The following is a 14,311-nucleotide window of genomic DNA, read 5'->3' as shown; positions in this document are numbered from 1 at the left end:
TCAACATCATCATATTTTGCTTCTATAACTAAATTTCCTTGCTTATCTATAAAGCCCCATTTTTCATTAAGCTTAACTCTGGCTAAAGCATCACAAAAATCCCAAGCACAATCATACTTTGCTTTTATAACTAAATTTCCTTTTTTGTCTATAAAGCCCCATTTTCTATTAAGATTAACTCCAGCTAAACCTTCTCTAAAATCATCAACATCATCATATTTTGCTTTTATAACTAAATTTCCTTGCTTATCTATAAAGCCCCATTTTTCATTAAGCTTAACTCTGGCTAAACCTTCTCTAAAATCCCAAACACAATCATACTTTGCTTTTATAACTAAATTTCCTTTTTTGTCTATAAATCCGTATTTTCCATTAAGCTTAACTTCAGCTAAGCCATCATCAAAACCCCGAATATCATCATATTTTGCTTCTATAACTAAATTTCCTTGCTTATCTATAAATCCCCATTTTTTATTAAGCTTAACTTTAGCTAAGCCATCATCAAAATACCAAATATCATCATATTTTGCTTCTATAGCTAAATTTCCTTGCTTGTCTATAAAACCACATTTTCCATTAAGCTTAACTCTAGCTAAACCTTCGCTAAAATCATAAATATCATCATACTTTGCTTCTATGATACAATTTCCTTTTTTGTCTATAAAGCCATATTTTCCATTAAGCTTAACTACAGCTAAATCTTCTCTAAAGTCATTAATATCATCATACTTTGCTTCTATAACTAAATTTCCTTGCTTGTCTATAAAACCCCATTTTCCATTAAGCTTAACTTTAGCTAAGCCATCATCAAAATACCAAATATCATCATATTTTGCTTCTATAACTAAATTTCCTTGCTTGTCTATAAAACCCCATTTTCCATTAAGCTTAACTATAGCTAAACCTTCGCTAAAATCATAAATATCATCATACTTTGCTTCTATAACTAAATTTCCTTGTTTATCTATAAGACCACATTTTGCTTTTGTGCAGCAAAGTCCATATAAATCATCATTTAAGTGATAAATCTTGCCAGCGATTTTTTTTAGTATATTTCCATTGATGTCAAATAAGATCGAATCTTCTTCAAAACTTGCATAATACATTTCATCTTTTTTTATAACACCACAATTTATTATTTTTTTATTAGCAAGATTTTTATCTAGTTTTAAAAGTGTTGTTTTCACATGTTTTCCTTTTTTGATTGATATAATATTTTATTATAATGTGTTTTTATAGACTACTGCTGTCTGGTTTGATGATTTTTGCTTAGAGATTGATATAAAAACTCTAAGCAGTGGCTTTTAATATAGTTATTATTTTACAAGCTCTTCTAAATGTTTTAAAATTTTTACCATGGCTAAAGTATCAAGTTTGCAGTATTCTAGCAAGGCTTGGCGGAGAGCTTTTCTTTTGTTTTCATCCATATTTTGCATAGTTTCAAAACTTTTCATAGCTTCGCTTCCATTCTGGATTAAACCTAAATTTTTATAAGCTTGCTCCATATCAGGGATTAGAGCTGGTAAGACTTTTTTTATAGAATAACTCCCTTGCATTTTATAATGATAATAATCTTTATTTTGAAAAGGTATCATAAGATCTTTGATATTTTTTTCTATATTTAACAAATGCTCGCTAAATTCAGGAAAAGCAAGTGCTAAATTTCTTATAACACTTTTTTCAAAGCTTGCATTATAAGCAAGCACACAAACATCTTTTGGTATATCATTGATCAAATTTCTTACAAGTTCATATCTTGGATCGATCCCACATTCGCTTAAAAATTCTTTATGCTCTAACTTGTCTTTATAGTCTATATGCAAAGAGTATTGAAAAGGAATTTGCATATAAGACTTGACTACCCTGTATTCAGGTATGACTTGCGTAAAGGATTCAAAATCTAGATGATATATGGGATAGGTTAGTGTATCTAAGAATTTTTTGATATTTTCTTTGTTTATGTAGATTTCTTTATTGAGTGAAGCTTTGATTTGGATTTGTTGATTCTCGGTAAAAGTAGACAGATCTTTTATATCTTTAAAATTGATTATGTTTTTACGGTACAAATTAAAAATTTTATTAGATTTTGAAATGCTAAATATATTCTCATTTTCACATAAATTTCTTTGTTCAACCCAACAATACTTATATCCATCACAATCATAAGGATCAAAACAATGTGTTCCTATGTCTATATCTGGCTCTTCATTTTTACTTAAAATTTCTTCAAAGTATTTTAAATTTTTTCTAACTTCTTCTTGGTTTTGGATAACTTTATCTGTGATGTCATTGAACTTAAAAAGTCGATTTATATCAAGAAAATCACCTCTATAGTATTTATTGTTTAAATGTATCAGGTTAACTTGTTTGATTTTATAACCCAAATTTGACAAAACATAATATTGCAAAGCACAATCATCTATATATGTTTTTTTAATTACTTTGGAAGTAGGTGTTTTTGTTAAAGATGTAGAGCTTTTTACTTCGTTAATGATCATACCATCTTTAGTATTTTGTAAAATATCTATCATGATCAAAATGCCATCATAGCAAAAAGTAGCTTCGTAAATCACTTCTTGGTTATTTTCTAATAGTTTTCTAGTTTGTTCGCATTTTTCATTCAAAGAACTACCTTCAAATTCTATCTTTACTCCATTTGGAAAAAGCTCACAGGCTAGATCGCCTACTTTGTTACCAGTTTTAAATTTATCCGAAGTATTCTCTGGGGTACTTAGTACTTCATCTTTGTAAGTTTTCAGCCATAAAGACTTAGCACATTGTGTGCCTCTTGTGTATCTTGATTTTGAAAAAAACATTATTTACCTTTCTTTGTTGTTTTGTTTGAATTTTAGCCTATTTTTATTAAAATAGGCTAGAGTATTATTTTTTCAAAGGTTTATCTCGCATTAGAGCATAAATTAGTCCGCTTGAAAAAGCAAAGCGTGCTAACGCATTTTGTTTTTCTTCTCTTCTTTGCGCTACGGTTTTAAGATTGCTTTTTCTCAAAACTGCAAAAATACTAAGTCCATACCATAATCCTAATGTTATTTTTAAAGGTAGTATTAAAATCATTAGTAATGGATTATTACGATTATCTCTTAGTGTTGTGTATGCTATATATAATACAACGCATGCCCATATAAAAGCAATGACACCCATAATAATTAGCGCAGTATCTCTTTCTATTCGCATTAGAAATAATGTCATAAAGATTATAAAGGCTAAAGGCAATACAGCAAATAATCCAACACACAAGCTAAGATCTATTGTATTTCTATATATAACCACCTTACCTTTTAATCCATAATACACAAGCACTGCAGCTATGATGATATATATTAAGATAGCTATGGTGATGATTATTGTATTGGTATAATCTTCTTGAGCTATTTTTGTGCTTGTACTGTTATCTATGGTTTTTTCTATTGTTATATCTTGTTGTGCTGTTCTATAATTTACTTCAGCATTAGTAAAAGTAAAGCATATACACATTAACATGCTTAAAATTAAAAATAGTTTTTTCATTTTATTCCTTTGTTTTTTGATTTGTTATTTTAAATTTGATTTTTATTTTTTAACACCTCCATGACTTGATATTTTTATTTTACAATTGTAATTTATTTTAGTGGACTGTGTTTGTCTATTTTAAATTTTTTATTTTGGTATAATTAACAATGCAAAAATTAAGTTATAATTATAAAAATCAAAACTAAGGAAAACTATGAGTGATTTAAAAACTAGTTTAAATGCAATTAAAGATAAAAATTTTGGTTATTTTTTTGATAAAGATGGAAAATGTTATATTTATCATACTAAATTTGGCAAGGAAAGAAATAGTGTAATTTCAGGAAATGATAATATTGAATCGAAATTTAGGGATTTGATTGATGACATTTATAAGGAAAATAAGGATAAATTTGATAGTTTAAAAGAAGCTTTTGAGAATTATTTATACATTTATAATGATAAAAGTACTATACATATTAAATTTGATGAAAATGGTGAATTTTTAAAAACAAAAAGCAAAATTGTGGATAATTTTAGCGAAACATTTGGTAAAGAAAAAATAGACGAGATAGATTTCAATCAGGGTAATTTTAAAAAAGATATTTTTGAAAAATGGTGGGATAAAAGTATAAATAGTGCTAAAATGCAAGGTAATGCTACGAATTTATTAAAAGATAAAACAAAATTAGTTGATAATCTTAAAAAAATAAAAGATGCTTCAGATAAAAGTAAAGACTTGACACAATTACTCGATATGCTTGAAAATGTAGAAGGTATGAAAGCTACTGCTAGAGAATTAGCATATTTTTTACAATTTAACTTAGAAAGTAATGATAAATTTCCACTTGCAAATGATGCTATGATAAATATGGCTAAATATATCTTTGAAATGCTAAATGAAAATTCAAAAGATGAACTTGAGAAAAGAAAAAAAGAAAATACTTCAAATAATGAACAAGAATATTTTAATTTTGTTTTAGAAAAACTTAAAATACAAGAAAGAAAACATCTTCCAAAATACTATATTTTAGATCAATTTTTAAATTTGATTGATAAGATAAAAAAATCTGATTTGGCTTTAATTACAAAAGATAAACTACAAGGTGATGGTGAAAAATATATAAACAACATAACTGAAAGTGTGTATTATAAACTTTACAAAGCAGCTTATGATTTTGCAAATTTATGTGGCAAAGCAGATATAAAAAGCAATGATTTAGAAGGCTTTAAAAAGCTTTTAAAAACGCATAAAAACATCATTTTTCATGGAATTCCTGGAACTGGAAAAACCTACACTATAGTAAATAATGTAAAAAATATCATTAAAAATGAAAATCAAATGCTCATTACTCAATTTCACCCAAGTTTTTCTTATGAGGATTTTATAGAAGGTATTAAACCTACAGGGATTGAAAATGGACAATTGAAACTTGAGCTTAAAAATGGAATTTTTAGAGAATTTTGTGATAAAGCAAAAGAAGAAGAAAAAGGATTTTTAGAAAAACTAGAAAAAGGAAATTTTAATGAAGCTCTAAGTGATCATGGGTATTTTTTCATAGCTGATGAGATTAACCGTGCGGAATTATCTAGGGTTTTTGGAGAATTACTTTATGCGCTTGAGTATAGAGGAGAAAAAGGCAAGATAAAAACACAATATGCCTCTATGAGAGATGATGAGGATTTTTATGTGCCTGAAAATATGTTTTTACTAGGAACTATGAATGATTTAGATAAAAGTATAGATAGCTTTGACTTAGCGCTTAGAAGACGCTTTATATGGCAAGAAATGGAGTGTGATTATAATGTAATAAGAGATGAAATTTATGCAAATAATATTGAAGAATACGCACAAGCTTGTAAAAAATTAAACGATAAAATTAGTAAAGATATAGGTGAAAAGTATCAACTTGGGCATTCTTATTTTCTAAAAATTGAATTTAAAAATGATGAGATTAAAGATAGTGATATGAAAAAACTTTTTAGCAACCGCTTTGAAGCGCTTTTAAAAGAGTATTTAAGAAGCGAATATAGTGAAAAAGACATACAAGCATCCTTGGATAAATTAAAAAAACTTTTTGTTATAGAAAAAAACGATGATAAAAATAAATGATAATAGCTTTATAGAAATAGATCAAAAATCTTCAAGAATACAAGATTTTGATTTGTATTTTGAAGATTTTATAAAAAATGGAAATTTCTTTTCTTTTTTCAATGATGATGAAAAAATTTTAAGCAAAAATGCTAAAAATCCTATCATTTCATTGCGAACGATTGAAGAAAATAAAAGGCAAATTGCTAGTGGAAATTATATAGGAAAAATTTCTTATAATGGTTTGGAAGTTGAGATAAATTCCAGGTTTGGCAAGAAGTTTTTAGAAAGAATGCTAAATTATGCTAATGATGTATTTGTTGATGATGTGAGTATTTATCAAGATGTAAAAAAGGAAAGCAATATAAGTGAGTTTATACTTTTTTATATCTTTGTGCAAAAACTTGAAAAAAGTTTTTTGATAGGTTTGCCTAAAAATTATCAAAGTAAAAAATACAACAATTTGCGCTTTAAGGGAAATATCGATATGGTTGAATTTATAAAACACAATATCCCTTTAAAAGCAAAGGTTGCTACAAAAACAAGAGAGCAAATAGAAGATGTGCATATTATTAATGTATTATATAAAGCATTAGAAGTCATAGAAAAGAAAAATTCAGGCTTTTTAAAAAATGTAAAGCATATAAAAACCTATTTAGTGCAAAATAAAAGCGAGCATTGTTTTATAAAAGAAAGTTTAAACAAAGCCTTTTCTAGCAAAGCCTTGAGAAATCAAAACTATCAAAACTACAAAGAGCTTTTAAAATATGCAAAAATGATCATAGAAAGTCAAAATTTCACTAGTAAAAATAAAAATGATCAAAAAAGTTATGGTTTTATCGTTAATATAGCAGAGCTTTTTGAAATTTATATAAGCAAACTTTTAAGAAATAATTTTGAAGAATATATGGTTGATTCTCCAAAGCTTGAAATTTATAAAAATAGCTTTTATAAACGCTATATAATACCTGATATTGTTTTGTCTAAAGATGATATATACATGGTTTTTGATACTAAATATAAAAGAATGAAAATGGAAGGTAGAAGCCAAAATGGCATGGGAGATTTAGACAGAAACGATTTATTTCAAATTCATACTTATATGGGGTATTATCAAAAGATAGGCAAGGTGTTTTTAGGTGGACTTTTATATCCTATGCAAGAATTTGAAAAAGCAAAATGTCATAGTGAAAATTCTATCCTTTCAGATGAGTATAAATTTATAGTTGATGGAATTTTTCTTGAAGATAGTCAAGATAAAGAAATCACTCTTGAGTATATTACCCAAAAAGAAACGCAATTTATAGAAAGGATCAAAGAGCTACTAAAACAATCATTTTAGTAGCTTAACAAAAGAAATTTTTCTTTCTATATCCTCGTGAGCGATAGAGTTTATTTCTAGTTTATAGGGTTTAAAATTTTTCGTGCTAATATTAGCAAATAAAATATCCAAACTCACATCTAAAAGTTTTTTTAAACCTTTTGAAAAATCATAATCTTTCAAATAAAAATTATTTCTTATCAAATTTTCATTTTGTTTTATAATTTCTAGCAATTCTTGCTCTTTAATATAAAATAACCCTTCTATAAGTATGTTTTGATAAGGTGAGATGTCATTGATGTTTAGCACTTTTTTATCTATCCATCCATTTTTAGGAAAGGCATATGCGCTTGCAAGATGATAGAGTTTGCTTTTTGTATTTGTTTCTTTTAATTTGTAGTGTATTTTTGCATTATGTTTTATAAAATCAACAACACAAAAATGTTTAAAATCCGCATAATTTTGACTTAAAAAATTTTCAAAAGACAAAAGTTTGCTTTGAGTATTTACATCTAAAAAATATCCATTTTCTAAATGATAACTTTGGCTTAGTAGTTGTATATTTTCTGTGTTTTGAATTTGTGTTTGGAAATTAAACTCATCATTATTTGTTTCGTATAATGCTTTAATGTGTTCTTTTGCTTTTATATCATTAAATCCAAACACAAAGCTTTTGTGTATTGTTCCTTGAAGTGTTATGTTCATAGTTTTATCCTTTTTATAAAAATCCCATATTGATTTTTTCATCATCTGATTTGAGTTTTGATTCTTTTTCTAATTTTTCTAAAAACTCATCGGCGTTTTTGATTTTAAAAATTTTATTTTGTCTAAGAATTAGCGCAAAATCGCCCAAACAAATATTTTGAAGCCTTAAGAGTCTTTTTGCAATTTGCTTTTTATCAAAGCTTAAATTTAATTCTTTAGCAAAAAATTCAAAAGCCTTTAAAAGCTTTTCTTGTTTTAGTGCCTGAAATTCTATCTTTAGATCAAATCTTCTTATGCTAGCTTTATCAAGGTTTTGTAGGTAGTTTGTAGAAGCTATGAAAATACCCTCAAAATTTTCCATTTGCATAAGCATTTCATTGACTAAGCTTTTTTCCCAGCTTTTATTTGCTTCATCTCTACTATAAATTAACGCATCGATTTCATCAAGTTGTAAGATAGCATTATTATTAGAAGCTTTTTTGAAAATGTTTGCGATATTTTTTTCATTATTACCCACAAAAGGATCTAAAATATCGCTAAGTTTATAAGAATGTAAAGTTTTGTTTAAAACATTAGCTAGTTCTTTGCCAAACTCGCTTTTTCCACTACCTGCTATGCCATAGCTTAAAATTCTCAAACTTGAATTTTTATCGATATTGTTTATTAGTTCTTGTAAATTTAAATCACATTCTATCAAGCTTAAATCGTATTTTTTGTCTTTTTTTGGCATTGAAATGCCCTGAAGTGATCTTGCTTTTAAATTTTCATTGATCAATCTTACAAATACTTCTTGGCTTTTGCTTTTAAAGATCTTAGCATTATTTGCACATTTTAAAATAACCCCTTGAGAAAGTTCAGGATGAGAAGCTATATTTTCTATAATGGCTTCATCTATTTTTATATTTTTTTTATTAAATAGCTTTTTTATATTTTGAATTTTCTTTTCTTTAGGCATACTTTCAAGCTCTAAAATCACATCAAAACGCCTCAAATACGCCTCATCCATGTCTTTAGAATTTGATAAAAATACACAAATGCCATTTTCTTCATCTAAGATTTTGTTGATTTTTAATTTCTCTTTTAAAGAATCATAGCAAAGACTATCCTCGCACTCATCAAAGACTATCATTTGTTTTTTTGGATTGAGTATCTTTTTAAGTGCGTAAAAATTTGAAATTCTACTTGATTTTTTATCATTTTCGCAATCTTTAACACACAACGCTTCTTTACTAAGCTCTTTAGCTATGAGTGCGCTAAGTTCGTTTTTGCCTACGCCTGCTTTTCCATATATAAAAATATTTCCTTTTTGGCGTTTTTTTAAAAAAGTAATGATAGTATTTAATTCCTCTTGTATATAGTCAAAATCACTCAAATTTAGTCTAGTTTTAGGTAAAAAATACGAAAACTCACCCATAAGTGTAGTTTTGCTAATATCTTGAGTGAAAATGCTTTCAAAATTATTTACATCTATACCAAAGGCATCGCTATCATAATAACACAAGGCATCTAGCTTAAAAAGCATAGAATCATCACTTAAGGCTTTATTGACATCTTTTGAAGTGTGGTTGAAAATTTTTTCTATGATCTTTTTACCCAAAGCAGTGCTATAACCTTGGTGTAGGGCAAATCTACCTTTGTTTGCATAGTAAAAAAACGCAAACACATCACATTCTGCTTGAGTAAAATTTAAGTATTTTTTAAGATAACTTAGATTTTTCTTTAAAAAGCTAGGATAGATAAATTTGGAGTATTGTTTGTAGATAAAACTAGGGATTTTACTATCTTTTTCTAGTGTATCTTCAAATTCGCTGTAAAAATCTTTTTTGATTTGTTTGCTGTTTGAGAGCATTTGTGCGTGTAGTGAGATGACTTTTACATTATGTGAGTAGTAATCAAAATCCGCAATGTGAGTAAGAGTAGAAGTATTTGTTTGCATTATAAACCTTTAAACTAAGATATATAATGCAATTATAAACAAAATAACTAGACTTTAGTTGTCTAGTTATGAAAAATTATTAATATCATCACTATGTGTGTATCTATCATAAGCTAGTCTTGGTAAAAAGACTATGTGTTTTAAATTTAGACTTTGTTTTAAAGTGTGGATAATGCTTTCTATGCTAAATGTTGGGTTTTGGCTAAAAATTTTCTCACACATAAAGGCAACATCATGTTTTCTTATGAAATTACCTCCATCAAGGATTAAATTTAAGTGATTTTTTAGAGGTTTTATAGTGGTTTTTAAATGTGGATAATTTCTAAGATAATCAGGATCATAAATATAGCTTGTTGCCGTATTTTCATACACTAAAGGCATGAAATCTCTTAACCATATATCATTACTTGGTATTTCTTTAAAAGCGATGTTAAATTTAGCAAAATTTTGCACAAGATTTTGATAAATTCTTTTATGTTTTGATGATAAAAGTGTAGAAATAGCTATCATTCATCGCTCTTTTGCATGCTTAAAACTAACAACTCATCATCATAAATAATGTCATATTGTAAGATATCTCCCCAAAGCTTTAATTTGCCTTGTGAATTTTCATAATGCTTTATAGTTAGTTCTTTGAGCTTTTGCATGATTTGTATTTTATCAAGATAGAGCATATCATTGCTAATAGGAAATTTAAGCACGCGTAAATGAGATAAAAACATCAAAGCATGCAAAGGCTCGCTTTTACGTTTAAAGTTTGTTTTTATGATGGCTTTTGCTTCTTGTAATTTTGTGTATTTATCTTTTAATAAAATACTTTGTTTTAAAATTGAATTTAAAATTTCTTTATCTAAAATAAAATCAAATTTTTGTATAAATTCTAAAGAGGAATTTACTATATCATAATGTCCTTTTAAAAGCCACTCTTGTATGCTTTCGCATTCTAAAAACAAAGTTTTTGTTTTAGTGAATTTTTCTACATTGTTATAGCCAAATTTCTTTGCAAGTAAAGTCTCATCGGTGTGAGTTAGGATGTGTTTCATGGTTTGAAGCATTTTTAATCCTTTTTGAATGATTTGAAAAATCATATCTAAAAAAAGCAGACAATGGTAGTCTATATTTTTGTAGTATAATTGTGAAAATATTTCAAGGAAAAAAATGAAAAATAACGAATTCATTAAAGAATTGTTAAAAGCTAACGATAAATTTGAAGAAAACACCAAAAAAGGTATGAGTGATATAAATATTTTTGAAGCTTTAGGCGTACAAGAAATGGAAATTTATCATTCTAAATTTATAGCTTATTTGATCGATCCACATGATGATCATTATCAAGAGCTTTTTGCAAATGAGTTTTTAAAAAAGCTTGGAAGATATACAAAGGCTAAGAAATTTAAAAATCTTACAGCCCATGACATAGAAAGCGTAGAAACAGAAGCTTGTGCTAAAGATAATAGAAGGATCGATATACTCATAAGCTTAAAAGATAAAAGATATATCATCATCGAAAATAAACTTAAAGCAAAAGATCAGCCAAATCAACTCAAAGACTACATAAAACACATAAAAGAAAAAGTTAAAAATATAGATGATTTTCATGAAAATATACTTACTATTTATTTGCATAAAAATGAAGATACCGAGCCTAGCAAGTATAGTTTAGGCACAAGAAATGGATTTAAAATAAATGATGATCTTATATATGGTAGCAATGATAAAAAAATGAGTTATTATTTAAAATTAGATTATAAATGGATAAAAGAGTGGATTAATGCTTGTATAGGTGTATGTGAGAATAAAGTTAAAAACAATGAAATTGATAAAAAATTTAAAAATGATATGCAAAATGTGATTTTTACTTTAAATCAGTATAAAACTCTTTTAACTTGGTATGTAGCTATAGATGATTATGTGGCTAAAGATTATGTCATGGAATTTTTGAAATCGAGCAAAGAAAATTTAAACAATGCTACAAATTTATATAGATATACTAAAAATAAAAGTGATTTTAAAGATGTAGATAATGATAAATATAAAAAAGCAAAAGAAATAGTAAGAGAGAAGTGGGATGAAATTTGTGAAGAATTAATGAGTGAATTTATGGATAAACTCGAAAAGAAATTTAAAAATAAAAAAATAAGAAAAAATATTTTTCTTGTGGAAAAATACCATGATAAAATCAACTTAACCAAAAATTTCTTTACTGTTTATCATGAAAAAGATATAGATGGCACTATAATACCAACATTTAATTTATACTTTTGTGGCAAAAATTATAAAAATTTGCGTATTGATTTTTGTATTACTTATTATTATGAAAATGATGAAGAACGCAAAGAATATGATGAAAAAATCAAAAATTTTAAATCAGCAATACAAAAGATAATACAAGAGATAAAAAATCAAAATTTAAATATCTTGAAAGCTAGTATATTTAAAAAAATAATTTTAGGTGAAAAAAATCAAGATATAGATTATGAATTTATTTATGATATGATTGACTATGATAAAACCACTAAGGATGATAAATTTAAAACTATAGAAGATTATATTTATAATGAGATAAAAAATTTTATAGAAAATGACACGATTGAAAAAGCTTTAAATAAAGCTAAGAAAGTATTAAAATCCTGACAAATAAGCAATCATTTGCTTATTTGATCAAGGTATTCTCCAACTACTTCTTTGACTTTATTTGCTATAAAATCAGGCTCTAAAACCTTTACATAAGGTATGTAATAATACACCAAAGGTAAAATTTCCATTTCATGAGTTATCTCAAGCTCTATTTCTATGGAGCCATCTTTGTCTTTACCGGTGATGATTTGTGAATTTAGAGGCTTTCTTTCAAAGTATTTTCGTATCGGTTCTTCTACTAAAAGCCTTACTGTAAAAGGCTTATCAAGGCTAAACCATATAGAATTTACTCTTTGAAGTTTTACTTCTAAACTCTCATCGGTTTGAAAATGCTCTTGGGTTAGGGTGATGTTTTGGATATTTTTTAAATAAAATTTTTTGAAAATATCACGTTTTTTCATATCAAAAGCAAGCAAATACCAAAATCCACTAAAAAAAGCTAGTTTTAAAGGTTTTACTTGGAAAAGTTTATTTTCATATTTAAAGACAATTTGTGTTTTGGTGTTGATAGCTTGTTCGAGGATTTGAAAATTGCTTAAATCTTTTTCTTCTAGCTTTTCTGCATCTAGGCTAGTATGGATGGGGTTAGAGATATTTTGAGAAAGTTTAGAAAGTAGGGGATGAGCCTTAGCATAAAAGCTATTTCCGGCACTTTTTGCCATGGTATCAAGCACTTCAAGGATTATTTTTTCATCATCTTGCTCTTGAATGTCTTTGCTTGTATCGATACGCCATTTTCTTCCATTTTTAATAAGCCCCATAGGCTCAAAAACCCCTTGCATATCTCTTTTTATGGTTTTAGCGCTTACATTGAGTTCTTGGGCTAGTTCTTTTATGGTTATGCCATTTTCAGACTTTACTAATTTTTCATATAAAACTTCAAGGCGTGTTAGTTTGGAATTTGCAATGTATTTTTTAAGATCTTTCATGATTTTTCTCTAAATTTTTTCAAAATATTAACAACAATTGCTTTATAAACAAATAAAGTCTAGTTTATAAACGCTGTAAAACTTATAGTTTGGAAATGAAAGTTTATTTAGAAAATAATATTTGAGAGTAAAAGATGATAAATATATAATTATTAGAATACAAAAGGTTGTTTTTACTAGGTTATAGGTCAAAGCAGACAAGCTTGTAAAAAATTATATGATTTGCTATATCAGCAAGATTTATCAAATATAAAATTAGAAATCACAAATAAATTTTAGAAAGGAGTAAGCTTAGAGTAGGTTACCACATAATCCCCCTAAAAAAGGGGACAAGGTTAATAAGCCTTGACTATAATTATACAAAGTAGTATAATTATAAAGATTATGTGGATTATATAGCTCAAATTTAATCACCTACTTTCTAGGGTTAGATTAAGCCATAGGGGGTCAGACCTACGGCTAACCCTTGAAAGTATTATACAAAAACCTACTTTAAACTACAAATAATATGTCATTTTTATTTAACAATACAAAGCTTTATATTGCTTTAGCTCTAATGCTTATACTTAATGTATTTTTATATCTTAAGCTAGATAACACAAACGCAAAATTAGAAAAAAGTCAAAGTGATTTAAATTTAGCTTTGAGTGTAAATAATGAACTCACAAAAATTACTCAGGAGTTGAAAACAAGACACGAACAAGAGCTAAAAGCACTCTTTCATGCAAATACTCAAAAAAATCAAATCAAAACAAGGGTTGATGATGTTAAAAACTATATATCCAAAAGCAATGAAACTAATACCACTAAGCTTTTTAATGTTATGCTTGATAGGCTGTGGGAGCAAAACACAAGTATTAACCAAAATACAAATTCAAAAAGTGTAAATACTAATTGAAGTATAAAAAATGTAGTTGAAAATTTTTTAAATAGTGTTATGTTGCATTATAATATACTACTTTCTTTTGGATTTTTAGTATATATTGTGACAATATATCATTTATTGAAATTACCATTCCAAAAGCTAAGAGATAATTTAGCGATAGATTCTAACAATGATGGTTTTAACAGATAATAAGTATTCATGTTCTCCGTTTCCTTTCATAGAAGGTGCTAGCGATATCGAAGATGATGATGCTCAAGTTAGTATTAATGATGAAAATAATAATGGTTGGGAAGATGATGGC

12 protein-coding genes are annotated in these 14,311 nt (G+C 26.9%); 4 read left to right on the top strand and 8 right to left on the bottom strand.

Annotation, left to right across the window (positions count from 1 at the left end):
* The 3 genes from L8U98_RS07760 to L8U98_RS07750 all read right to left on the bottom strand — a co-directional run.
* On the bottom strand, nt 1-1,187 hold a 1,187-nt coding region (locus L8U98_RS07760; protein ID WP_263725433.1), incomplete at its 3' end, for a WG repeat-containing protein.
* Nucleotides 1,188-1,316: 129 nt separating this feature from the next.
* Nucleotides 1,317-2,816, bottom strand: a complete 1,500-nt coding sequence (locus tag L8U98_RS07755; RefSeq protein ID WP_263725434.1) for a DUF2779 domain-containing protein — start codon at nt 2,814-2,816, stop codon at nt 1,317-1,319.
* 64 nt (nt 2,817-2,880) lie between these two features.
* Complete coding sequence (locus L8U98_RS07750) at nt 2,881-3,546, bottom strand: YIP1 family protein (protein ID WP_263725446.1); 666 nt, start codon at nt 3,544-3,546, stop codon at nt 2,881-2,883.
* Between the two features lie 175 nt (nt 3,547-3,721).
* Here L8U98_RS07750 and L8U98_RS07745 point away from each other — a divergent pair, with 175 nt between their 5' ends.
* Together L8U98_RS07745 and L8U98_RS07740 are read left to right on the top strand one after the other, a co-directional pair.
* A complete protein-coding gene (locus L8U98_RS07745) occupies nt 3,722-5,617 on the top strand; it encodes an McrB family protein (protein WP_263725435.1) in 1,896 nt (631 codons plus the stop codon).
* Nucleotides 5,601-6,938, top strand: a complete 1,338-nt coding sequence (locus L8U98_RS07740; protein WP_263725436.1) for an McrC family protein — start codon at nt 5,601-5,603, stop codon at nt 6,936-6,938. The genes L8U98_RS07745 and L8U98_RS07740 overlap by 17 nt, the downstream gene beginning before the upstream one ends.
* On the opposite strand, the gene L8U98_RS07735 is transcribed toward L8U98_RS07740, so the two are convergent.
* The 4 genes from L8U98_RS07735 to L8U98_RS07720 all read right to left on the bottom strand — a co-directional run bounded on the left by L8U98_RS07735 (nt 6,930) and on the right by L8U98_RS07720 (nt 10,613).
* Nucleotides 6,930-7,622, bottom strand: coding sequence for a hypothetical protein (locus L8U98_RS07735; RefSeq protein ID WP_263725437.1), 693 nt, complete (start codon nt 7,620-7,622; stop codon nt 6,930-6,932). The genes L8U98_RS07740 and L8U98_RS07735 overlap by 9 nt on opposite strands.
* Before the next feature lie 13 nt (nt 7,623-7,635).
* Nucleotides 7,636-9,558: an AAA family ATPase gene (locus L8U98_RS07730; protein ID WP_263725438.1), complete on the bottom strand. Its 1,923-nt coding sequence runs from the start codon at nt 9,556-9,558 to the stop codon at nt 7,636-7,638.
* Nucleotides 9,559-9,624: 66 nt separating this feature from the next.
* Complete coding sequence (locus L8U98_RS07725; RefSeq protein WP_263725439.1) at nt 9,625-10,068, bottom strand: agmatine deiminase family protein; 444 nt, start codon at nt 10,066-10,068, stop codon at nt 9,625-9,627.
* Entirely contained in the window at nt 10,065-10,613 is a 549-nt protein-coding gene (locus L8U98_RS07720) for a hypothetical protein (protein ID WP_263725440.1), read from the bottom strand. Before L8U98_RS07720 ends, L8U98_RS07725 begins: the two co-directional genes overlap by 4 nt.
* A gap of 103 nt (nt 10,614-10,716) precedes the next feature.
* Between L8U98_RS07720 and L8U98_RS07715 the strand changes: the two genes are divergently transcribed.
* Nucleotides 10,717-12,192 carry a PD-(D/E)XK nuclease family protein gene (locus L8U98_RS07715; protein ID WP_263725441.1) on the top strand — a complete coding sequence of 492 codons (1,476 nt, stop codon included), beginning with the start codon at nt 10,717-10,719 and terminating at the stop codon, nt 12,190-12,192.
* 11 nt (nt 12,193-12,203) lie between these two features.
* Here the strand turns inward: L8U98_RS07715 and L8U98_RS07710 are convergent, their stop codons facing one another.
* The gene (locus L8U98_RS07710; protein WP_039618391.1) at nt 12,204-13,124 is read right to left on the bottom strand and encodes a helix-turn-helix transcriptional regulator; all 921 of its coding nucleotides are present in this window, start codon (nt 13,122-13,124) and stop codon (nt 12,204-12,206) included.
* A 508-nt stretch (nt 13,125-13,632) separates the two neighbouring features.
* On the opposite strand from L8U98_RS07710, the gene L8U98_RS07705 reads away from it, so the two are divergent.
* The gene (locus L8U98_RS07705; RefSeq protein WP_263725442.1) at nt 13,633-14,022 is read left to right on the top strand and encodes a hypothetical protein; all 390 of its coding nucleotides are present in this window, start codon (nt 13,633-13,635) and stop codon (nt 14,020-14,022) included.
* The last annotated feature ends 289 nt before the right edge of the window (nt 14,023-14,311 follow it).

The organism is Campylobacter sp. RKI_CA19_01128 (assembly GCF_025771175.1).
GTDB lineage: Bacteria > Campylobacterota > Campylobacteria > Campylobacterales > Campylobacteraceae > Campylobacter_D.
The sequence above is the reverse complement of the archived record's forward strand: the minus strand, read 5'-3'. Positions and strand labels throughout refer to the sequence as shown.